The 24,860-nt window shown below is 41.0% G+C and carries 15 protein-coding genes; 8 read left to right on the top strand and 7 right to left on the bottom strand.

Features of this window, described 5'->3' with window-relative positions:
- Positions 1-105: 105 nt before the first annotated feature.
- The gene (locus EJP82_RS23315; protein ID WP_127194473.1) at positions 106-1,290 is read left to right on the top strand and encodes a M14 family metallopeptidase; all 1,185 of its coding nucleotides are present in this window, start codon (positions 106-108) and stop codon (positions 1,288-1,290) included.
- A 148-nt stretch (positions 1,291-1,438) separates the two neighbouring features.
- On the opposite strand, the gene EJP82_RS23310 is transcribed toward EJP82_RS23315, so the two are convergent.
- Complete coding sequence (locus EJP82_RS23310; protein WP_127194472.1) at positions 1,439-3,637, bottom strand: GH92 family glycosyl hydrolase; 2,199 nt, start codon at positions 3,635-3,637, stop codon at positions 1,439-1,441.
- A 35-nt stretch (positions 3,638-3,672) separates the two neighbouring features.
- Positions 3,673-4,767: a GntR family transcriptional regulator gene (locus EJP82_RS23305; RefSeq protein WP_127194471.1), complete on the bottom strand. Its 1,095-nt coding sequence runs from the start codon at positions 4,765-4,767 to the stop codon at positions 3,673-3,675.
- A gap of 393 nt (positions 4,768-5,160) precedes the next feature.
- Here EJP82_RS23305 and EJP82_RS23300 point away from each other — a divergent pair, with 393 nt between their 5' ends.
- On the top strand, positions 5,161-5,997 hold the full coding sequence (locus EJP82_RS23300) for a hypothetical protein (RefSeq protein ID WP_127194470.1): 837 nt from the start codon (positions 5,161-5,163) through the stop codon (positions 5,995-5,997).
- A 55-nt stretch (positions 5,998-6,052) separates the two neighbouring features.
- On the top strand, positions 6,053-7,036 hold the full coding sequence (locus tag EJP82_RS23295) for a phosphotransferase family protein (RefSeq protein WP_127194469.1): 984 nt from the start codon (positions 6,053-6,055) through the stop codon (positions 7,034-7,036).
- 118 nt (positions 7,037-7,154) lie between these two features.
- On the opposite strand, the gene EJP82_RS23290 is transcribed toward EJP82_RS23295, so the two are convergent.
- Genes EJP82_RS23290 through EJP82_RS23280 form a run of 3 tightly spaced genes read right to left on the bottom strand, consistent with a single transcriptional unit; the run spans position 7,155 to position 13,925 of the window.
- The gene (locus EJP82_RS23290; protein WP_127194468.1) at positions 7,155-9,863 is read right to left on the bottom strand and encodes a dockerin type I domain-containing protein; all 2,709 of its coding nucleotides are present in this window, start codon (positions 9,861-9,863) and stop codon (positions 7,155-7,157) included.
- A gap of 51 nt (positions 9,864-9,914) precedes the next feature.
- Complete coding sequence (locus EJP82_RS23285; RefSeq protein ID WP_127194467.1) at positions 9,915-12,197, bottom strand: dockerin type I domain-containing protein; 2,283 nt, start codon at positions 12,195-12,197, stop codon at positions 9,915-9,917.
- A gap of 12 nt (positions 12,198-12,209) precedes the next feature.
- Positions 12,210-13,925: an S-layer homology domain-containing protein gene (locus EJP82_RS23280; protein WP_127194466.1), complete on the bottom strand. Its 1,716-nt coding sequence runs from the start codon at positions 13,923-13,925 to the stop codon at positions 12,210-12,212.
- Between the two features lie 592 nt (positions 13,926-14,517).
- Here EJP82_RS23280 and EJP82_RS23275 point away from each other — a divergent pair.
- From EJP82_RS23275 to EJP82_RS23260, 4 genes are all read left to right on the top strand, one after another.
- Entirely contained in the window at positions 14,518-16,530 is a 2,013-nt protein-coding gene (locus tag EJP82_RS23275; protein ID WP_170220281.1) for a methyl-accepting chemotaxis protein, read from the top strand.
- 331 nt (positions 16,531-16,861) lie between these two features.
- A complete protein-coding gene (locus EJP82_RS23270; RefSeq protein WP_127194464.1) occupies positions 16,862-17,203 on the top strand; it encodes a hypothetical protein in 342 nt (113 codons plus the stop codon).
- Between the two features lie 315 nt (positions 17,204-17,518).
- Positions 17,519-18,841 (top strand): MFS transporter, encoded by a 1,323-nt coding sequence (locus EJP82_RS23265; RefSeq protein WP_127194463.1) that lies wholly within the window; start codon positions 17,519-17,521, stop codon positions 18,839-18,841.
- Complete coding sequence (locus tag EJP82_RS23260; protein ID WP_127194462.1) at positions 18,813-19,724, top strand: polysaccharide deacetylase family protein; 912 nt, start codon at positions 18,813-18,815, stop codon at positions 19,722-19,724. Before EJP82_RS23265 ends, EJP82_RS23260 begins: the two co-directional genes overlap by 29 nt.
- Before the next feature lie 30 nt (positions 19,725-19,754).
- Here the strand turns inward: EJP82_RS23260 and EJP82_RS23255 are convergent, their stop codons facing one another.
- Entirely contained in the window at positions 19,755-21,521 is a 1,767-nt protein-coding gene (locus EJP82_RS23255; protein ID WP_127194461.1) for a sensor histidine kinase, read from the bottom strand.
- A gap of 15 nt (positions 21,522-21,536) precedes the next feature.
- Positions 21,537-23,090 (bottom strand): response regulator, encoded by a 1,554-nt coding sequence (locus EJP82_RS23250; RefSeq protein ID WP_127194460.1) that lies wholly within the window; start codon positions 23,088-23,090, stop codon positions 21,537-21,539.
- 454 nt (positions 23,091-23,544) lie between these two features.
- Here EJP82_RS23250 and EJP82_RS23245 point away from each other — a divergent pair, with 454 nt between their 5' ends.
- Entirely contained in the window at positions 23,545-24,852 is a 1,308-nt protein-coding gene (locus EJP82_RS23245; RefSeq protein ID WP_127194459.1) for an ABC transporter substrate-binding protein, read from the top strand.
- Positions 24,853-24,860 lie beyond the last annotated feature (8 nt).

The raw sequence follows: 24,860 nt of genomic DNA, 5'->3' as shown, positions 1-24,860 counted from the left end.
GCAAAACTAAGCCTATGCTTACGATGTAAGTTTTGTTTCACAAAACGAAGCTTATGCTTACAAAGTGAGTTTTACTACGTAAAACTTTAAGGAGGATGTAACCGTATGGAAATAAGGGTACGCGGCGGTGATTCGTTCTGGGGATATAGTCAGTTGTTTGGGGTTCCAATACAGCTTCTGCTTGATTCAAATCCGGGCATTAATCCTCAAGCATTAATGATAGGACAAACGGTGAACATACCGGGTTATGTGACACGAGAATATCAGATCGTTCCTGGGGATACGATTTGGCAGATTGCTAGGACAGCCGGTGTACCACAGGACACTTTACTGCTGCTGAATCCATCGATTCAAGCGAATAGTCTCCGGGTTGGTCAAATCATTCAAATTCCAGTTCGCGTCACTAACTACATGGTGCATACGTCAAGACCTTATGATTATGGTGATATGCTGGAGGACCTTAACACCCTCGCCGAGGTTTACCCGTTCATCCGGATACAATCCATAGGTACCTCGGTCATGGGTAAAGAGCTTCCTGAAATTCGTATCGGCATCGGTTCTAAGCAGGTCCACGCAAATGCCTCTTTTCATGCAAATGAGTGGATTACAACACCGGTACTCATTCGTTTCCTTAATGAATACTTACTAGCATTAACGAATAATGGTAGCATACGTGGGCTCGTGATGAACCCGCTATATGAGTCAACGATGTTATCATTGGTTCCGATGGTAGATCCTGATGGGGTCGATTTAGTGGTGAATGGACTGCCAAGTGAAGAGCCTTATCGAAGTGATGTGCTTGCTATAAATGGAGAGAGCAGCGATTTCAGTGGATGGAAGGCCAATATTCGTGGCGTTGATTTAAATAACCAGTTCCCAGCGTTATGGGAACGACAAGCGGAAATAGGACCGCAAGCACCAGCCCCTCGTGATTATCCGGGAACGGCGCCGCTTACAGAGCCAGAGTCGCAAGCGATGGCGAATTTGACGTGGAACAGTAACTTCAGCCGTGTGTTAGCCTTTCATACACAGGGAAGGGTCATTTATTGGGGCTTTGAAGGGCTACAGCCACCTGAATCTGAAGTGATTGTTAATGAGTTTGCAAGAGTGAGCGGTTATGAGCCTATTGAGTATGTAGAAAGCTGGGCTGGATTCAAGGATTGGTTCATCCAAGATTGGAGAAGGCCAGGTTTTACGATTGAAGTAGGGCAAGGAACTAATCCACTTCCCTTATCGCAGTTTGAACAAATTTATCAAGAAAGTCTGGGGATATTACTAGCTTCGCTTTAAATGTAAGTTTTTTGAAATTTCCTGACGGGTAATTACCATAGATTCTTTGAGTATAGAAAAGTACCCCGTAGGAGTGACCATTATTAGGGTTGACTCTTCGGGGTACTTTTTAGGTTGTGTTTAGGCCTGCCTTTAATTGTGCTTATGATTAGTCGTTACGTTTCGATAGTGAGAATGGAAGCTCCTGCGGTTCATAAGAACGGTAGCTTGGAGCTAATCCGAGGCGGAAATCTAGTGACTTTCCTTCCATAATATCATCGTAAGTAATATACAATTTGGTGTATTCCTCACCTTCTAATTTGACGTTGGTAACGAAATTGGACTGCGGGTTATTATTGTCGGTATGGATCTGCATATGCTTGCCATCCGGGAGTTCAATCGTGACACTATCAAATAGCGGAATGCCGAGCACATACTCATTACTTCCCGGGCATACCGGATAGAAGCCCATGGAGCTGAATACATACCAACCCGACATGCTGCCATTGTCTTCATCGCCAGGGAATCCGTCAAAGCCGCTGTTGAACAGATGGGTTAAAATCTGCTTAATCACGACCTGAGAGGAAGCTGGTTTGCCGACGTAATTGAACAGATATGGAATGTGGAAGCTCGGCTGATTAGAAATAGCTACCTGGCCAAAATCCACGGCTGCCATTTCGCTCATTTCATGAATTTCAAACCCGTATCCTAACACATCAAAGTCCGGCGCTTTATTGCACAATTCAGTTATTTTATCAAAAAAACGTTCCTCAGAACCATACGCCTCGATCAAACCTTGGAAGTCTTGAAATACTGCAAAGCTACTCTGCCAGGCGCTACCCTCTGCATAGTCAAGTCCCCAGCTAATATCGTTGAAATGGTCACGGAATTGGCCGTTTTGGTCTTTCGCGCGCATGAAGCCTGTCTCGGGATCAAAGATATTTTTGTAATTCAATGCACTTTGTCTATAATGCTCAGCCACATCAACTTTGCCTAAAACCTCTGCTACGCGGCTGATACAGTAATCGCTATAGGCGTAGTCGAGTGTATGATTAACACTTTCATGATAGTGATTTGGAACGTAACCATATTTGATATAATCCAGCGTTCCTTGCCGACCGTAACAATCCTTCTCGCTTTGTGTCGTTGCTGCATTCAACATCGCATCAAGCAATTCGGGCATTAGGTGACTTCCAATTCCTTTGGCAGAAGCATCGGCAATAACCGCATCAATAAGCGTACCTGGCATCAGGCCGCGTTCATCCGGGGATAACCATTTGGGCAAGAATCCAGTTTCGCGGGCAGAGTTCAGGAAACCTTCGAGCATTTCCTCGTATTCTTGTGGCGCGATGATAGAATAGAGCGGATAAACGGATTTGTATGTATCCCAGAATCCATTATTGGTATAGAGAACACCTTTCTTGACGGATCTAGCTGTAGTGTCGTAATGAATCGGCTCCATATTGGCATCCAGTTCGTAGAACTTCTGTGGGAAGAGGAACATCCGATATAAGCAAGTGTAGAAGGTCCGTAAATATTCCTCGTTCGAATGCGTAACCTGGATTTTATTCAAATAATGATTCCAGGCTAGGGCTGCTTGTTCTTTCAATTCAGCTAAAGACGATTGTAGCTCACGCTGAAGATTTAACTCGGCCTGTTCTATACTGATAAATGAAGTCGACAGCTTAACATTCAGAGTACCCTTCTCGCAGTCCTTAAATCGAATAACAACATGCTGATCCATGCCGCTTACAGTCATCTCATTGCTTAATTCGCCTTCGTTATTATAGTAACCTGATGCATCCAGATCGATATCATGACTGAAACTCATGGATACATACATCCGGAATTGATCATCATGACAGCCTGCGAAGTTGCTGGCATAGCCAGTGATTTTGCGATTTGCTGCATCTATATGAAACTCGCTCTTGTCCTTAACATTTAGCACAAATCCAGCTTGCTGCTTGGAGTTGTATTGGATTTGCATGGATGCTCCATAACAGGTCGGAACCAGCTCGGTTGTGATGTTATAGCGCTGCTGTTTCACTTTGACGTAGTGAGGCTTGAATGTAGCTTCTTCCGGACGATAAGAGCTTTGGCAAGAGAAAACAGAACCTCTTATTTTGTCATCAGCAATAGGTGTCATGAGAAAATGAGCAAAGTCTCCCATCCATGGACTTGGCTGGTGCGTCAAACGAATTCCCTGAAAGACACGATCATGTGGATTAAAAAACCAACTGCCCTCATTGTTTGTTTGTACGACAAAATGATTCATGCCGAAAGGGACCGAGGTATAAGGGAGTGTATTCCCGTTGGAATAGGAATGTTTGTTGTTGGTACCTTGTCGTGTGTCGATATAATGCAGCATGTAGAATCTCCTTTAGTTGTATTTAGTAATAGGCGTCATAGTCTCTTCACGGTTTGACGTTCGATGAGCTCTACCGGAACCCCAACATTCTCTCGCGGTTGCTTCTGAGGATTCTCCATGATCGCCACCAGGTTTTGTGCAGCTTGGTATCCCATTTGTTCAAAATCTTGAGATATCGTGGTCAACTTGGGCTCAACAAAACTGGAAAGGTGAATGTTATCAAAGCCTACAATCGAGAAGTCATCTGGTATCGAAAGTCCTAGTTCTTTAGCAATTTGCATGATCTCAATGGCGATCAGGTCATTCTCAGCTACAATTCCCGTAATCCCTTGCTCCATAACGGCTTGTATGAAACTGATATAATATTCTCTGCCGTTATCGTTGTCATGAATTAGATAACGCTCGGTCAAATCACTCACGCTGTGATCGATTAAGTTGTTATCATACAATGCCTTCAGATAGCCGAAATAACGCTCCCTAATCGATGAGGAATTCTCAACCTTCAAAGAGGAGAGAAAGGCAATTTTCTTGTGATTATTCTCGATCAGGTGATGGCAAGCCAGGTACCCTCCTTCAAAGTTATCGGAGACAACGGATAGGAGCGGAATTCCTTCAATATATTTATCCATCGTGACTATCGGATATTTAGATAAATGATATTGATACAAAATGCCCAGATCGGAAATGCTGTTTACCGGGTAGAAGATCAGACCCGAGTTGGCACTTTGAAGTGCGGCCTCTAGCAGTTTGTATTGGCTGACAATCGTACTGGACTGAATGTTTAATGTGTAGTCTGTCGCCATGAGATATTCGTTGATGCCCTTCTCATAATCCCCAAGACCTGGATTGTGGCTGAATGGAAGAATGAGTAAAATTTCTTTACTGGTCTTAGTGACGGGGCGAGGGGAGGACTCCATAGCATTCACGAAGCTTCCCTTTCCTTGAACCCGATAGATCAAATTTTCATTCTCAAGCTCAGTTAAAGCTCGCTTTGAAGTAATCCGGCTCACGTTGTAGGTCTTCGATATTTGAGCTTCGGTTGGGAGCTGATCTCCAATCTTTAGTTCACCAGATTCAATCTGCGCCTTAAGAGCGTTTACGATATGTTGATATAACGGAATTTGTTCCATTGTGATTCCCCTTGCTTAATTTGATATACCATATTTGGAATGGGTGAGTCAAGTTGTATGTTTCCTCTTTGATGAAAATAAGTTATTATGTAGAATATACGATAGAATAGGTGGTTCAGCAATAGATAAGACATATGTGATGCATGAAATGACCTACATTCTTTAGTTCGCTATCTATTGCTAAGGGACTATTTACTTCCAAATATACGACCTTTCAAGCTGAATTTAGGAGTAATCGCTTCGAAACTCATTAAAATAGAAAATAAAAGCGCTAGACAAACAAGATGGCATATCTTAATATAGGCTTTGATCCTAATATGATATATCAAATATCAAAAGTTCAGGATTGTAAATTTGGTAACCCCTACATTCGATCGAAAGGAAGGTTAACTAATGATACCTTTAGATAGTTTTGAACGATGGTTGCCTTTAATGCCAGAAAGCGCTCAACTTTATTTAAATGAGACAGAAATTGAAGCATTTCGCTTACTCACTGAAAATGAAATAGAGACACAGTTAAAAGAGTTGTTGGAAAAACCTATAGCCAATTTCACAATAATTAATGATGTTTATTTCCGAGCAAGATGGGCTGAGCTTTTAAAAAAACTATATCTTGATGACAACCTAAAGCTATTGGAGGTTGCTACTGGGGATGCTGATATGATTCCACAAGTTATGGCACGTACACATCCGGATGCCCACTATTTCACAGCTAATATGAACAAAGCATTAAATAAAAGCTTACTTAATAAAACGAAAGATCTCCCTCTAGAGGTAGAAATTATTGAAGATGATGCAGCTTCTGTTGAAAATCATTTAGGGCCTGAAGTTGTGGGAATAATAGCTTTTCAGCACGCCATTAATGATGTTATACAAGCTATATTATGTGAAAGAGTGGGAGTAGACACAATCTATTCAGACTGGATGGAGACCCTACCGAAAATGATTAAAATTCTTCAACAGGAAATAACACAAAGCACACTGGAAGAGCATGCGAAAGGACCCTTCTTAGGATTAATAAGCACGCTTCTGAGAACTTTGAGAAAAGATGGAATTATAGCCATGAACCATTATATGTTTCAGTTAGACCTGGATTGGGGTTATCCGCCAGAGTTGTTCGAAACAATGGTTCCTATGACAAGAGGATGGCTTCAAGAGCTAAAAGGGTGTAAAGAAATATATATTGATGGATTTAATACAAATTGGTGGATTTTTCTACAAAAAATATAAATACATCTTTATAACTTCACTTGCTCTATCACTAACCTTGTAGGAGAGATACGGAATGAATGTAAACTCCAAGTTATATGAAGAGTTATCTGCGCAGAAGATTTATGAGATCGCCCATAAGCATTTTGGCTCATTCACTAATATCGAATTCTCCCTCCTAAAAGGCGGGCTCTTTAATACAACCTACAAGCTGATTTTGGATTCGCCGTTACGTGAATTCATTCTTAGGGTGGGACCCGTGAACAGGCAGTACCTGTTACCTTTTGAACAAAATTTAATGAATGCCGAAGTAGAAGTGTATAAATTGTTTTCCGAGAATCAAATACCTTGTCCTAGAGTTCTTGTGTGTGATTCTACTAAAAGTATTGTGAATAGAGATTATATGATAACTGAATATATACAGAGCGTTCCATTATCAGATGACAGTATTCCACAAGACGTTAAGGATGAATTGTATGAACAAGCGGGTAGATGGACTGCGCAGATCCATTCTATTACAGGTGCAAAATTCGGTAGGTTATCGGATATTCAGCAGGGTAGTGGGTACGATCGCTGGGATGATTTCTTACGAGTACAGGCAATGGAGACAGGAGAAAAGTGCCTGGAATTCGAGGTTTTTGATAGAAATGTGGTTAGCAGAATCATTAAGATATATGAAGACCATTCAAAGCTGTACGAGAATATAACTATTCCTCAACTTATTCATGCTGATTTATGGGCAGGGAATATACTTGTTCGACTAGATACGATCACGAATAAATATGAGCTTGCAGCTATCATTGATGCAGATAGAGCGTTATTTGGCGATGTGGATTTTGAGTTTGCAAGTCCATGGATTACGAATGAACCCTTCTTAAAAGGTTATGGCCATCATGATAAAGTGAATGATACTACTCAGGCATTAAAAATAGATACGTATCGATTGCTGTTTCATTTTATTGATACCTATGTATGGAAAGTGCAATATAACAACATGGTGGAATATGAGAATAATAGGCAAAAGATAATGGAGTTGTTAAATTCAATTGAAAATGGGTAGTTTAAGCAGTTATATTACGATTAAATATTAGTTTTACAATAGTAAAACTCTCTCAACCTTAGGTTGAGAGAGTTTTTTGTTTTTCACAAAGAACGAGTTGAAATAGTAGCGACTCTCTTTATTCTAGTGCTTCTAGTCCAACAAGTGCCAGATCTGCGATATCAATTTTCATATCACCGTTTAGATCCATATGGCGATTGCCGTCCTGAAGTGCTGTACCAATCTGTGAAGCAATCTGCATCAAATCAAGTGAATCAACCTTACCATCACCATTAATATCTAATGGATTTGGGCTTCCAATAATGACAGATGCTGTTCTATCCGTTCCAAGTAAGTGAGTACGTCCTGTCGTATCTCCATCTGCTCGAATCATTTCCGAATCTTTCAGCAATGTAAATACAGATGCAGCACTTAGAGGTTTAGCTACTAACTCAATATTCGCAACTAAGGTATTTCCATTAAGACTGCTATTTTTGATTTGTGTCCCAACAATTGAAATGACACCATTTTTAGCTGACCAGGTTAGAATACCTTCTTTGCTCCATGCTGTTGAGCTAGTCACACTCACAACATCCCATTTGTCAGACTCATAGCGGACGTTTGCTTTGAAACCGTACAACTCTGAGGCTTGGTCAGTCTCTAGCGCTATCGAGATTGTCTCGTTATATTCAGCACGTTCTGGAGCGCTTAGCTTCAGCTTACCCGCTTGCTCGTATTCAACATCTGCAACAGGAATCATTCTGAGGCTGCCCATATCGGAGGCATCCGCGAAGTATATATTTTCGTTACCGTTTGCATCCTCGGCAATCGTCATAAACTTCACTTCAATGCTGTCCTTTACAAGCCGCACATGTTCCATCGTTTTAGGATCGATCACTGTAATACGGTCAGCCAAGTCCATGTACAGCAGTCCATCTTTACCCCAATGCGTATGATACGGACGCCACAAACCATAATTGTTAATGTCAGTATAAATATTTTTGTAATCGATGATATCATAATTGGTTGGATCCATCTTGAAGAGAATACCATTTACGCCTCCCCAGATGTTGCCGTCTGGACCAACCGACAAACCGCTAATCATAGGTGGATTACTGAGTCCAGGAATGTCTAAGGTGAATTCAGTTACCTTGCGTTTGTTTGCAACATCCCACACGAATATTTTTGCCGATCTCTCTGTAGCGGTAGTACCGAGACCGCCATGAACCGTCGTTGATCCGTAAATGTAACCATCTTTGTAGGCAAGACCCACAATACTTTGGTTTTTAACTACGTTACGGAATACTTCGTATTTGACCGTATCCGGATCAAAAATCGTAAGAGCTCCGCCAAGCTGACCATAACCAGGTATCGTTCCCATTATAATTTTATCTTCCATCACCTTCATGATGTAGGGGCGATCCTGATCTTCGCCAATCGTAAATACGCTTTTAGCGGTAGGAGTGCTCTGTGTTGTATCGATTTTATATACATGGCCGCCAGGATAGATGCCTAAATACATATCATTTCCATAGGCCACCATACCCTCTGCTTGCTCCATAATCAAATTTGTTGTTTGTAATGTACGAGGGTTAAATACCGCACCCATGCCTGCTGGGTATGCTGACATGTACAGATTTCCATCCGGTCCAACCTCAATATTATGAATTGGGTTAGGTGCCCCAATAAGTGCGGATGGCATTGTATATAAGGCTTTTGTAGCTGTATTAAAGATTGCAATATCACCATTTGCCTTCATAGAAACCAAGGATTCGCCTTCAAACCCATCAAGATGATCAAACTCTATCCAGCCAGCTCCTCTTAATGAGGTTCCATATTTAACAAGAGGTGTTACTTCAAAAGTCGTAAGATCCAGTTCGGTTAGAAATCCATTAGCTGGAATATACACTTTGTTATCACGAGTAACTAATTGAGCAAAGGAGAATACACCTACACCTGTACCGTTCACGCTGTCCTTTCCAACTTTATTTGGCAGCCATTGCTGTGCATCCAAATCGTAGAAGAGCAGTGTCATGATGTCGCCACCCTGGAACTTAACGAAAAGAAGATCGCCCACAACAGCCATATCGTATGCAAAAGGTACCTCAGCTGCGGTTACACCAAGCAGTGCAGGAAGATCAGCAGCTATACTTTGCTTATACCCCTGAGTAGCTGTAGTCACCCCTAGCTTAATAACATTACCTGTTGTTCCAACTCCAGCATAGATATAGCCGTCATGATAAGCGATAGAGCGAACATATTCCTGTCCAGCAACCATTGTTCCATAATCCGTGAACTTATTGGTAACTGGATCATACTTGAACACTTTGCCGCTTTGGAACGTTCCGCCATACACATTCCCCTGATCATCTACCGTCAAAGACCAAATCGATTTCTCCCCGGCAATAGGTTCACCGATAGAGACGACCGTCTTAGTTTCAGGTGAGTATTTCAATAAAATCCCTTTTGATTGCCCTGATGTACGAATTCCACCAATATAAACCGAACCATCCGGTGTAATCACATGACTCCATGCTTGCTGAATTCCTTCTAGTGGAAAGTTATAAAGGAGCGTATTCGTTTTAATATCCACAACTTGAAAAGAAGCGATTTCAGCATTTACAGTCGTATAGAATACATCTCTTCCATCTTCTTTGCCAACAATTGCACCCGAGATTCCTGCTCTGGTAATCGGTGTAGCAACAGATTCTGGATCTCCAAATATTCGCCCTTTTAAAATAGTATCTTCACTTGCTGCTTTCGCAGTCGGAGCGACGGACAAGGTGGCAGATGTAATCAATAAACATGCAATTGATAACATCATCCACTTTTTTAGTACTTTATGCATCGTAGCCCTCCTTAAATAATGTTGTATCAATGTGATTGTTTATTATGGATTCTAGTTATCTGCTAGTGACTGAGCCAACAGCGTGACATCGACAGCATCAAGCTTTCCATCACCATTGACGTCATAATTTTTAGTTGTGCTATCCAGTGCCTTATCTACGTTTTTAGCTACTAATAGAAGATCTAGCAGACTAACAACCCCGTCATGATTTACATCTTCTAGACTCAGCATAATCGTCATTCTTGCTTTTACATCACTTGTAAAAGTAACACTGCTTGAGTTGCCACCATTTATGGATGTTAGAATTGAGCTGCTTTTGAGTGAAAGAACGGTATTTCCTGGTTTATTCAATACTTTAAACTCTACATTTGCAATTCCGACATTTCCGCTCACCACATTATTTCCTGGTTGTGCAGCCTGAATCGTAAGCAGGCCATTTTCATTCGTCCAGGTTATGGACCCGGCTTGACTGCTAGTAAAATCCGGATGTATCGTAACATCTAGAATCTCTAGAGCACTTGTGTCATACGCCAAACTCAATTTAGCGGCATTGAGATTGACTGCATGATTAGCGCCTAATTGTGCTGTGAAGGATTGGTTTTTACCAACATTATCAGGGGCTACAAGAGAAGGTGTCATGGCTTCCTGTTGATAGGTAAGCTTAAAATCATCGTAATAGGCAACGGCTTTAAAGAAATTGCTTACGGATGCAAAGACTCTCGCGTAACTGACGTTATCAGGAGCAATGGCTTTTACGTCCCCTTGGAACCACTCATTTTTTGGCGATCTAAAATGAAATAGACCTTCTGCTCCGATTTGCTTGTCATTCACATCATAGAAACGAAGCAATAAAGAAGCTGCAGTTGTTGGATCCTCCATATACAGCATGACTGATGCGTTATATTCTACGCCTGCTTTAACTGCCAATTTGTCACTTTCAAGTATTACACCAGCGTTCTCTACAGAGTCGATAATTTTAACACTGTAATTCCCGGCATATTTCTTCTCTGTGGTAAGTTCATACTTAGCATTTTCAGTTGGAACCCACCATTGCCTCCATCCTGGAATTAACCCGTCACTACCCACTGGATCCTCAAAACCAGCGTTTGGAATCGGGACTTCAACGGTTATGGGTGATCCATCACTGACCTCTGTATCCCCGGGAACTTCAGGGACCTCAGGAACTTCAGGAACCTCGTATGTTATTTTGAAATTATCGTAATAAGCAACTGCTTGGAAGAAGTTACTCACAGAAGCATACACACGCGCATATTTAGCTCCAGCTGGCGCTACAGCCTTAACCTCTCCTTCAAACCACTCATTCTTCGGCGATCTAAAGTGGAATAGACCTTCTACACCCGGTATTTCATTCCCATTAATATCAACGAATCGAAGCAATAACGAAGCCGCAACCGTTGGGTCCTCTAAATACATCATAGAAGAAGCGGTATATTCTACACCCTCTTCGATCGCATAATCATTGCTCGTTAAAAGAACATTAGCTGAGGTCACTAGATCGGTAATCTTCAAGCTATGTGTTCCTTCGTATGCAAATGAATCATCTAATTCATGGTACGTACTTGCCGTCGCTGTATAGCTGACCGTCCATCCTGGAATTTCCCCATCGGAGCTAACTTCATCCTCGAAACCAACATTAACCATATGGATCATACCGTCCTGAGGTGTTGGGTTTGGTGTGGTTGTAGGGGCCTCATAAGTGAGTTGGAAGTCATCGAAATAGGTGTCGCCTACCCATGCTACAGTTACTGCAGCGGATACCGTTATATATTTTGCGCCTTCAGGTGCTTCCAGCATTAAACTGAGCGGTGCAAATATGCCGAACTTATCTGCTGTAGGATAGTCTGCTCTATTTTTGGATGCTGCCTTAACCTCTTCACCATTCTCGTTGTAGTAATTGATGTAAATAGATCCACCTATTGATCCACTTGAATAGTTCGATGGTTTGTTTGGCGCAATCTGAGTACTCAGTGTGTATACTTTTCCAGCCACAATTTCGTATTTCTCGCTAGTAATCATAATCGTTTCTGAGTTCGAATTGTCATGTAAATGCAGGCTAGAGTTGCCTGATTTAACTTGTTCAGTGCTGACGGCATGAGACACATTTGCTGAAGCTGTATAATTAACATTCCAGCCAGATATCTTGCCATCCGCTCCAATTGCATCCTCAAAACCAGGGTTAACCAACGGAATCTTGATTGTTTGAGTCGCTTCATCTGCTGCACTAACCTCTGAGATCCGGAAGCCTGTGAAGACAGAAGATACCATGAGCGCTAAGGCAACAATTACAAATATCTTTTTTCGTAATATTTTCAATAGACTCACTCCTTATTGTTGTTCGATCAGGCGCAGCAGGATCACTGCCACATCCGCACGAGTAGCACTGGATTTAGGCGAGAGGATGTTGCTTCCAACTCCTTTAATAAGACCATTTTCTCTAGCTTGATAAATAGCGTCTTTGGCCCAATCGCTAATGGAGGCATCATCCGCAAATTTGTCTGTTGCCTGTGCTTTCGTATTTAATAGACCCGCATTTACTAGCATGACAGCCATGGCTTCACGCGTTAGTTTCTCATTAGGATTAAAGTTGGATCCATCCCCTTGAATGATCCCTGCTTTCTTAGCAGCATTCACTTCAGCCGCGTACCAAGCCTTCAAATCAACATCTTTAAAAGAATCTGTATATTGAGATAATGGATCTAGATTTAGAATGCGAGTTACCAAAGCGACAAATTCAGCTCGTGTAATCTCTTTATTAGGAGAAAACTTGTTATCTCCTGTTCCCAACATTAGATACTTAGCAGATAGAGCCTCAATTGCATGCTGAGCTTCTTTGTAAATCATATCTATATCCGCGAAATTTGTTGGAAACTCCATCACTGCATAGATACCAGGTTTGTTAGTGGAGAGTTTGAACCCATCTTTGTATTGCTTGGCACTCCGAATGTAGTCCCAAGAAGTAGTAGATTCGTTCCACAGGTATACACCCAACTTATGTTTCTGTAAATTAGTTGCATCATAGTTAAGAACGAGAGAAACATTGTACTGCTCCAGTAATTGAGCCTGACTCAGTGTTACCAACAGAGATTGGGCACCGGCCTTACCTTTTGCCAGTTGCAAGTGGACTTCCTTATCGGCTGGTAGTTGCAAATTATGTGTTGTAGCAAGTCCAGTCAGTTTACTAATCGCTTGTATAGCCATTATTAATGACTCATCATCAAGCTTATTAGCGTTGACTGCAGAATCTATTGTTGTTTGAACGCTTTCCTGCAACTGTTGCAGTAGTTGTTGACTTAAGCTCTTCAATTCCTCGCGTTCCGCAACAGAAAGGGCACTGACACCTTTCGAGAGCAGCGTAGTTAATTCATCAAGTGCTTGTTGAGGCTTCTGCTCGTTGAGCGCTTTTGCCACACTTTGTAGCTTCTGTTTTGCTTCAGACCCCGGCGTAGTCACAGTGCCAGGACTCGGGTTTGGACTCGTACCAGGACTTGGGTTGGGATCGATTGTGCTTGAGTTCTGAATTACGATATTCAAGACCCCACTGGTAGTAATGGCAAACTCCCGGAGATCTTTATAACCTGCAGTATTCTGATAGGTATCGCTCGAAATCGCTTTGAGTTGTTGTATTTCAAGGCTCGCATTACCGGCCGCCTTGGCAGTAAATCGAAGCTCTGCAATGTTTAGAAGGGCTTCTGATGATGTACTGGATGCTCCCTCGCGAAGTACGGGTAGCAAAATCGTACCATTAATATGATCGACTTTTTGACCGCTAAAATCTTTATAGTCTCCAAGCGGCTTTACATCCTCCAAAGACAGTTTAGAAGGGTCATACTTTATAAGGAATTGAATTCCATATAGATCAGAGACCTCACGAACGACAATCTTGACCGTTACTTTATCACCCGTTGTTACTCGTTTCGTATCCGACTCCATGCTAATTGTAGAAGTAATTGCCCTAGTTTGCCCTGATGCAATTGCATTCAATGGAGCGGTAATCATGAGGCACAACACGATAACTGGTATAACAAGACGCATATATTTCATTACTTACATCTCCTTCCTTAACTAATTCATATTTTCGAACTGACACCCTCTAAGCCCCCACCAAGATATAAGCTTTTCTAAAAAAAATGAACTAAATCCACAATATAAAGCGCTTACAAGTTTTTGATAAGTGGATTACCGATCACTCACTCTCCTCTCAACCTCCGAAGTATTCATTCGATATAGACAGTAACGAACTCGATCATCGTGATTATAAGAAACGTATACCTTTTCTTCAATTCGGCGATTTCAGCAAACCTCAAATTAATTTCTTCACAAAAATAAAAACATAAAAAAACCTTATAAATTAAGGTTTTTAGGTTGACGATTTTAATAAGTATATGGAAATTAATAAAATGGCAATGGTCGAGCGTAAGTGTTTGATCTCTCAACTCTGGTATCCAATTGCGATAATTTACTTCGCCATACTATTTCATGGATATTTTCTAGAAGACGTTGTAGTAATTTGTGGGGTTACGAATCTTAGTATAACAAACCCTTCAAATTTTACCGATATTAGTCGTGGTACATATTTATAAGCAGAATCATGGTTTGTAAATATCAACATGACATGACAAGGAGAGGGCCAATTGTGGGAGTAAAATTGAAAGTGTGGCTAAGAAAGTTAGATTCATTGAAAGTAAAGCTAACCGGAATATTTCTTGTGTTAGCAATTATTCCGCTCATGGTTGTGACCTTCATCTTATTATCACAGTTTAGTTCTACTTTAGAGAAGCAGACAGACGGTGAACGAGAGCGTACGGCTATTAATGAGGCGGATTCTATTAACGACTGGTTGAAAGAACAAATTGCCTCCGTGGAAAAGATACTTAAAGAGAATCCCGAAATGAATAAGGGAGACGCTAGTTATATTATGCCTTTTTTGAAGATCATGGCTCAAAGTAATCCAAATATAGACGTGATTTCATTTGTTGATAAAGACGGATATGTAACGAGCTCTAATGGGGAAGAAATCGATGGTTCAAAATTCCCCAATATAATGGCTGTAAGAGAAAGTAAAGAATCAGTTATTTCTAACATTACTCAAATTGATGGTACGAATAAATTTACTATTTTCTTTGATGTGCCAATTATCAATGAAAAGGGTGAGTTTGTAGGAGCGATCCAACCAGAGCTTGATGCAAGCACATTGATGGATCTGATTAAGGGAATTAAACTAGGCGAGAATAGTTATGGTTTCTTGTTGTCCCAAGATGGGACATATCTAGCTCATCCAGATAGTAATAAGATTGGAAAGAACTATACGGACAAGACTTTGGCTACTCCTGAAAAGATTGAGATCTTCCAAAGTAGTGTTTTTCAGAATGATAGCGGGGATATAACATATCCTGAAAAGGGCGAGTGGAAAGAAGCGGCGTTCCATACGATAGAAACTACGGGGTGGAAACTCCTTGTCACAGCCCCGCAAGATGAAGTGTATCAAGTTGTAGACAAGATGAGACAGAATGCAATTATCTTTATTAGCATTTCTCTTTTGTTCGTAGCCATCCTTTCTGTACTCATGTCCATGCTTACCTTACGTCCGTTGCTGAAAATTTCGAATGTGATGCATAAAGTAGCAGCGGGGGACTTAACTCAGCAATTACGAATCAAAGGGCAGGATGAGATCGAACAGATTAAACGGGGTATTAATGACATGCTGGCATCATTTGCGATCATGGTACGTAAGATTTCGGAAACGACAGAACATGTGGCTGCTTCCTCCGAAGAACTTACAGCGATTGCACATGAATCAACACAAGCTGCTGAGCAGATTTCCAAGTCGGTTCACTTTGTTGTAAAAGGCTCGGATCTACAAGTTGAAGCATTGAGCCAAACTAACCTCGCAATGGAGGAAATGTCGGTAGGTATTCAGAAAATTGCTAGTTCTGCAGCTGGCGTTTCTGAAGCGGCTTATATGACTGTTGAAGAGGTTGTCCGTGGTAATCAGGATATTAAAGAGGCTGTGATCCAAATGGATCAAGTGGCGAAGTCAGTTGGAGACACAGCTGAAACGATTCGTTCACTTGAAGAGAAATCCCATGCCATTAACAAAACGGTTCAGCTTATATCTGTAGTTGCTAATCAGACGAATTTATTGTCATTGAATGCTTCTATTGAAGCGGCTAGAGCAGGTGAACATGGCCGGGGATTCGCGGTTGTTGCAGGAGAGGTTAAGAAATTAGCAGAGCAAACGGGAAGTGCAACGGGGGAGATCTCCAATATAATTAACGAAATTTTGCAGGCCATCGGCAAAGCTTCAAGCTCCATGAACAATGGCATTGCTGAAGTGGGTATAGGGGTACAACGGGTGGAAAGAGTAGGGGAAGCATTTAATAAAATTACAGAGTCCATTCAAAATGTAAATGAACAGATCCAGGAGGTTTCTGCAGCTTCGGAACAAATGTCCGCAGGAACAGAAGAGGTATCTGCTTCTATGCAAGAAGTCGTGGGCATCGTGAAAGAGGGATCCACTCAATTAGACACGGTTTCGCAATCGGTTACGGATCAATATCGTTCAATGGAAGAGATATCGAAATCATCAGAGTCATTAAGTAATATGGCGGGTGAACTTCAGGAAATGGTAGGGAAGTTTAAGGTGTAAGTTAGGTGTTCTAATGTACACTCCGTGAACGGACCGTATCTTCAATCGCTGTGGTCTCCAAATTTCTGGATTGAACTCGAGTAGTGGGTGAAATTCGGAGACCAAGGCGACCGTTACCGCTTTTCCGAAATCATTCGTTCCCTCCGCTAGTTTACTTATATCAGACATAGTTTAACTCCCTATTCCTTTTATCCAAAAATTAATGATAGACCCTCTAAAAAGCTTACCCGGTTAATTGAAAACAGAGAATATTTACCTTTGAAGTATGTGGATATTCTGTTACAATCTGTTTGGATATTTGTGTAAATAAGTGGACTAGAGGGGGAGTAATATGGATATTATCGGATTGGATGGCATATCCAAAGAATCGCTGGAAATGCAATTGCAACAAGGAGGGAGATTTGTAGTCTATTCGTATTGTATTTCTATTATTTTCATGACCTTTCGAAGAAATTCGAGCATATATTACATAAAGCCGCATATGAGTTCCGTTGGAAAGGGCTTAGGGTTTACGTTACTTAGTTTGTTATTTGGTTGGTGGGGTATTCCATGGGGCCCCATTTATACAATAGGTGCTCTAATTACCAATTTCCGCGGCGGTCGAGATGTTACACAGGAAGTGTCTTATTCATTGACAGGACAAAGTGTAGTAACAGGACAAAGAGTAGTATAGTAACGATTTGATTTCTATTTATTTATACCCCCTTAGAAGCACTTAAGAATTAACATTCTGATGTGTAAATAGGGGGTATTTTAATTTTGGCTATCTTCTATTGATATTATTGTTGTCAGAATTGAGAGAGCAGAAGTATAATTTGGTAGTATTAGTTATTGGAAACTTTATCCTACAGAATATATGTAAATATGGGAGAATGCCGTGATGCTATCCAATTCTAGAACATGAATATGAAGGGATATGATTAGATGGTCAATTTGTTGAATAGTATGAAACAAGGCAATATTTTTCTACCATTTAGGGGGGATATGCTTGAAGGCTAAATGGATCAATTCGCCATACACATTTGCATTAGGTATGTTTGCAATGATGGTTCCCAGTCAGGCATTTAGTTCATTTTATAGCTATTTCTATGTGGAGAAGTTAGGTCTTGGGATTGGACTTGCTACACTAGCTCGAACGATCTTCCTAATCTGGGATGCGGTGAATAATCCATTATTCGGCTACTGGTCGGATCGAACGAATACCCGCTTTGGACGCCGTAGGCCATGGGTATTTGGGGCAATTCCGCTGTTTATGATCACTTTCATACTTGTATTCTCACCTCCAGGCGGATTATCGGGAAATGGACTATTCACCTGGTTTCTAGTAACGCTTATTCTATATGAGGCGGTTGCTACTGTACTGTGGGTGAACTATGGAGCTTTATTCCCAGAACTTTTCCGTGGAGATCGTATTCGTGCCAAAGCCTCTGCTATTCAACAGGGCTATCAGGTTGTAGCGTTACTTATTGCGACTGTAGTAGCCCCTATTATTTACACGGCACTCAACTTTTCCAGTATGGCCATCGTATTTGCAAGTGTCTTCGGTATATTTATGTTCATCTGCATGATAAGTGTCAAAGAGAAGAGAGAGCCAGAAGAGGGTAAACCACTCAAGTTGGTTGCTGCATTCAAGGAAACGATTAAGAATAAAAAATTCTGGGTATTTAACTTCTCGAATTCATTTGCCCAAACTGTGAATGGACTTGTTAGCTCGATCATGCCTTTTTACGCCAAATATGTACTTCATATCACAGAAGCGCAAGTATCCATCATGTTGGCGGCTGTCTTCATCTCGGTTATTCCATTAGTGTTCGTATGGTACTGGATCATTCGTAAAATGGATGGGGTCAAAGCATGGCGATTGTCTCTTATTGTGTATGGCTTAGCTGTGATTCCGTTCTGGTTTGGTAGTAATCTGGTCAGCGGTATCGTAGCAGGCATAATATTTGGTTTCGGATTGGCGGGATTCTTTGTTACTCCAGCGATCGTAGGCGGTCGAATTATTGACGAGGATGCGGAGAAAACAGGATTGCGAAGAGAAGGTATTTATACGGCTGTCAGTGGATTTATTACACGTTCAAGCGGACTCATCTCGGCACTAGCATTTTTCGTAGTAGGTATGATTTTTGGCTATGAAAGTGGCGATAATCCGGGACCTGATCCAACATCAACATTCCGTTATTTAATGAGTATCGTACCTCTTTGTTTATTAGCAATAGCGGTGATTATTTCTTATACAGTCAAGTTCGATTTTTCGAAAAATAAGAGAGGAGACCACGATATTGAGCAAAAGATTAATCATCAATTGTGATGATTTCGGGCAAAGTGCTCCTATGAATGAAGCCATCATGCATCTGTTGGAAGAAGGTAAAGTATCTTCAGCAACCATCATGGCTGTAGCTCCTGGGTTTGAAGAAGCTGCGGCCTGGAGTGCCCGTAGACGGAAGCAGAATGTGGGGCTTCATCTGACGATGACAAGTGAGTTTGATGCCTTGAGATGGAGTAGCTTAACAGGTCATCCATCTCTACATGATGAGAGTGGTCATCAATATAAGACGGTGAAGGAATTTGAGCAGGGTGCCCAGACCGGTGCCGTGGTGAAAGAGATCAATGCACAATATGAGCTGGTTAAGAAGTCCGGTATTACGATCAGCCATGTCGATAATCATATGGGAAGCCTATATGGAATGGAAACCGGGCGCAGCTTGCTCCCACAGACGTTTTGGAGAATATCACGCTGGAGATTGCCATCGCGATTCTTCCGGTATATCCATGCTGAAGATCCGCTTCTAGGCTCGCTGAGTAACATTGAACGTCCAGTCGCACTTGCGTCGGCGCTCGCGGATACATTTGGTGTACAAATTCCAGACTATCTTTTGTCGCATCCCTTTGGCTTACAAGAAGGGGAGACCTATGACAGTTTCAAACAGTCGATCATCGACAAACTGTATAAGCTCCCTGATGGTGTATGTGAAACCTATATTCATCCGGGTATGGAAGATTCGTGGATGCTGGCGAATATTCCCCATTGGGAGAAACGTATATGGGAATCTAGGCTACCCTTTGACGATGATTTTACCTATGCGATGCGTGATGCAGGCGTTGAATTAACAGAATATCGTTATGTGCAGGAGCATCTTAAACGTCCGCGTGTGCGGTCAGCGCTTAGGTTGCTGAAGCAATTGATAAGATAATTTCTGAATTTCAAGAGAGTGGCGCTATTTTTATTCCTGAACATCATGATTTTGTATAACTGGAAGCGTAATCTTGATGGAAGTACCGTAGCCCTCCTCGCTTTCGATTTGGACACCATACTGGGAGCCGAATAATAACTGAATTCGGCCATGGACATTCTGAATGCCAATCCCAGATAAATGGTGTCTTTTTCGTTCGTTAACTTCGTCCATGTTGCTAGACATGCCAACCCCGTCGTCCATAACCTCAATTAGGATATTCTCCTCTTGGCTCCGAATAAAAATATGAATATTCCCATTAACAGATCCCGGAAAAGCATGGAAGAAAGCATTTTCTACAAATGGTTGAATAATGAGTTTAGGAACCATGAGTTGTAGACAGTCCTCCATAATTTCATAGTGGACCTCAATCTGATCTCCATAACGAATCTGGTTAATAAACACATAATGCTTGAGGATTTCAATTTCGGTTTCAATGGATATCAGATCTTCGGTTGAACCGAGCGTGCTCTGTAGCATAGAGATCAGGCTATTAATGGTCTGGTCTACTTGATCCGTACGGTGCATTTTGGCCAAATATTTAATAGAGCTGAGTGTATTATACAGAAAGTGTGGATTAATCTGCATTTGAAGCGCATTGAGATCGGCTTTTCTGCGCTCTTGCTGCTCGTACACGAGTTTTTCTGTATATTGGTCGATTTCTTTAATCATACGATTATAGGATTTGGTCAATACGTTGGTCTCATAGCTGCCACCCTCTTGTAACGGATGAAATTTAAGATCATCCCCTTTGGAGGCTTTCATTGTTTTTACCAGTTTGTTTAGTGGATTGGTAATACGTTTGCTAACGAAATAGACAAATAACATACTGATGATGAGTACAATGCCAACCACCTTAATAATTTTAGATGAAATCGTATATAACGGAGCGAAAGCGGTTAGTTGATTAATTTCTTCTATCAAATATGCGTTGAATTCCGGTAAATAGTAAGAAATATAGGTTTGTTTGTCATCGGTATCAGATAGTATGCCTCCGTGCTGCTGAGAAACGTTAGTAGCGGTGGAGAGGAGCGTTAAGTCTTTCTTGCTGATGGAGTCTTTATCACTGCTGGACAATATAGTACCATCAGGTGATATTAATGAAATATGAATACCTTCTGAAATATAAGGACTATACTTTCGATAAATATTAAGTTCATCCATAACAACTGCTGCGTATCCATACATCCACCCCGTCCCACTGTCCACCAACGGTTTAGTTGCAAAGATATAGTTGTCATAGGGAACCGATTCAACAAATAAATCGGGGCTGCTGTAGTATCGAATGCGATTTGGAATCGTCCCGTCAACGGTCATATATTTTGATACGATATCTTGAGGGATCTTGTCCCATTTCAGAGCATTGCTTGAATAATGTCTTCCGCCTTTGCCTGGAAGTGCAGAAACGATGATATGAGAATTGTCCGGACTCAAATAATCTTTATAAACATCGATGTATCTGCCCAGAGTGATGACAAGATTAATATGTTCTATAGATGTAGTTGTAGGCTTGGTAATATAATCTTTAAATTCTCTGCTGCTATTGATCTGTAACATCGTATTGACGACCTGGTCGTTATATTTTAACAAGTCATCCTTAACTAGATTCATATTGGCAGATGCGTTCTGGATAACCTGATTTAGTAGAATACGCTCTGATATTGTTGAAGACGCCAGCGTTAATAGGAAAGAAATAAAAAGGGTACCTCCAAGCATCAGGATAAGAATCTTAATAAAAATGCTGTTCTTTCGCAACATGTTGTTCACCTGACTTCATTGAGAGATTTGATTGCGATACTCCACAGGGGTCATTCCCGTCATTTTCTTGAACACCTTAGAGAAATAGTTATGCTCCGAAAATCCAGTTAAACGGCTGATCTCAGATATCGAAAGTTTATAATCAAGAAGTAGTTCCTTTGCTTTATCTGTCCGAACCCGGTTAATATATGAGGTTAAATTCTCATGCGTACGCTGTTTGAAATAAGACGATAAATAGCTGTAATTTAAGTGGAGCTTGTTGGACATTTCAGTCAATGAAATATCGTTCGCATAGTTCTCGTTTACATAATCATAAACTTGCTGGATAATCATAGATTGCTGCTGATCAGAGTGACGAACAATACCTTTAAGATTATCCAGAAACGCAAGCAGGATGTTCTCTAACTCATGGATATCAAAGGCCTGATCGATCATTTTGAATAGCTTCAGCTTGGATGAATTAAGCTCTGATATCGGTTGTTTCAATTGTTCAAGCATATTAATTGCTGTATAAATCAGGTTTTGGCAAAAGCGCTTTAAGCTGTATTCATCATAAGACTGATTAGAATTAATTGTCGAAAAAAACGCTTTCAATTCTGCGCTTGCTTCATCAAATGCAAAAATTCGTAACGCTGTTGTAAAGTGAGTTTGGTCAAAAAATATCTTATCACTTTGTACGAGAATGATATCCTCATTTACAAGAGTATGTTCAGGGAAATATAAGAGTTTGCCAAGATAAGGTGTAAGGCGTTCGTGTTCTTTCTTTATTAGATTGAAAGTTTCGAATGCGTTTGAGAGAACGAAAGAAATATAAACCAGTGATTCTCTGGCATGATCCGTGAACCGTTGCAAGGCGGATGAAATGGCCTCGGTTTGCTCTAGTTCATAATTGATGAGCAGCAGAAACTCGTTGTTAAGAAAGACGCATGTATAAGCTAGACCGGCTAAATGCTCTGTCGCAAGCTCGATCAAGATTTGTTCCATTTGACTATGAGTCCAGTTCGTTCTAGATAGAATTAAGTTTGTAGAAGCTTTAGCTATGCGAAAGTACCTTGATGTGAAATGCTGTGTTATTTCTTGTAGCGTCTCCTCCGCCTGAGTTGAATCGTTGGTTAGCCATTGGGCTAATAATAGCGAAGGGTCACTCTTAATAGAATGACTACCAAGGCTTACGAGATCCAGGTCACTGCATAAGGATTGAATTAGCGAAATTAACTCACTAGAAGATACCTTGGGTTTAAGTAAATAATCTGTAACACCGTATTTGAATACCTCACGCACATAATTGAATTCACTGTAGCTACTAAGTACAACAACTTTAATTTCAGGGTATTGCATGCGAATGATTTTGGTAAGTTCTACACCGTCCATTATCGGCATGACAATATCGGTAATCACTACATGTGGGTGAACTTTTTCAATATATTGCAGCGCCTCCTGGCCGTTGGAGGCCTGGGCGACGATCTCAATTCCATACTCGCTCCAATTACACAGATGTAACATACCTGTGCGCAAGATAGCCTCATCGTCGACAATCATGACCCGATAAGTTGCGGATTGTTCTTTCATAAAATACACCTCATTGCATGTTGTAATAGAGGTTGTTCAAAAAGTCATCTTTTGATCACGAAGTAAAACAAGGAGTATATTCGACAGCGAATCTTGAATTCAGCCGGGACCTTCGGTGCTCACGGAGGTTTTGCCTACGCTCCGCTCCTCTGTCCCTAGCTTTATTCAACCTTCTTGGTGCTGAAAACCTGACTTTTTGAACTCGCTCTAATATCTTCATCATATAACAATCTGAAATAGAAAGGTACGGTTGGATAGTTTCAAATTTGATTTAAAAAAATAAATACTATGATCCATAATTTTTACTAGGGATAATTTCGTATTTACTTGGAGAGCAATAATTACTGCTAATATAGAGCGAATTATTATTATACTTCGTGCTTTAATTTTCCTAAAATGAGTACATCACCACATAAAGCGCTTACAAAACAATCATAAAAAGGGGTTGTAAAGAATGAAAAAATTATTATCCGTAATGTTATTGGTTTCGTTGACAGCTTCACTAGTAGCTGCTTGCGGGTCCACTAAGTCCGACTCTGCAAATACAGACAAGAGTAACGGAAGTACTACAAAATCAGAAAAAGTTGTTGCTTGGGCATGGGACCCTTCATTTAACGGGGCTGCATTAAAAATAGCCGAAGAATTGTATAAGAAAGAGCATCCGGGTTTCGAACTTGAAATCGTTGACATGGCGAAAACCGATCTCGAGCAAAAGCTAAATACCAATTTAGCAGCAGGGGTTAAGGAAGGACTTCCAGACATTATCTTGGTTAACGATCCGAATATTCAAAAATATGTTACTTCCTATCCGAATACATTCGCTGATTTTACAGATAAAGTAGATTTTAGCCAATTTTCTTCATACAAGGTTGATGCGCTTCGTATTGATGACAAAGTGTATGGCGTTCCATTTGATATTGGAGTAACAGGAATGTTCTACCGTTCGGATTACTTAGAGCAAGCTGGCTACAAGGCCGAAGACCTGGAGAATATTACTTGGGATGAATACATCGAGATTGGTAAAGTTGTGAAGGAGAAAACAGGGAAATACATGGCTACGATTAATCCGAACGATGAAGCGTTAACTTCGATTCTTCTTCAATCTGGCGGATCTTGGTACATCACACCAGAAAACAAAGGGAATTTCGTGGATAATCCAGCAATGACAGATACACTTCGCATCTACAAGGCAATTGCTGATTCCGGGATTGCTAAGCCTGTAACAGGATGGAGTGAATTTGTAGGAAGCTTTAACGCTGGAGATGTTGCTACTGTCGTATCTGGTGTATGGCAAGTCGCTTCGATTATGGATGCCAAGGATCAAAGTGGTAAATGGAAAGTGGCTCCGATTCCACGTTTGAGTGTAGAAGGTGCTGTAAATGCTTCCAACGAGGGCGGATCTAGCTGGTTCGTATTAGATGGCTCTGCTAACAAAGATTTGGCGATCGACTTCTTGGCGAAAACAATTGGTGGAAGCAGTGAGTTCTACGAGCGTTTCTTGAATGAAAATGGTGGTGTAGGTTCTTATATTCCGTCCTTCTCAAGTGAAGCTTATAGTCAAACATCGGAATTTTTCGGTGGCCAAGCGATTTATAGTGACTTTACGAAATGGTCTACAGAAGTTCCAGGTATTACATTAGGTATGTATACACAAGAAGCAAAAGATGCTCTTAAGAACGAATTGCCTAATATCTTGAATGGAGCAGATTTGACGCAAAGCTTAGCTAACATTCAGAAATTGTTTGAACAACAGGTGCAATAAATCTAAAG

Origin of the sequence: Paenibacillus anaericanus (assembly GCF_003994475.1) — a bacterium.
Classification (GTDB): domain Bacteria; phylum Bacillota; class Bacilli; order Paenibacillales; family Paenibacillaceae; genus Fontibacillus; species Fontibacillus anaericanus.
The sequence above is the reverse complement of the archived record's forward strand: the minus strand, read 5'-3'. Positions and strand labels throughout refer to the sequence as shown.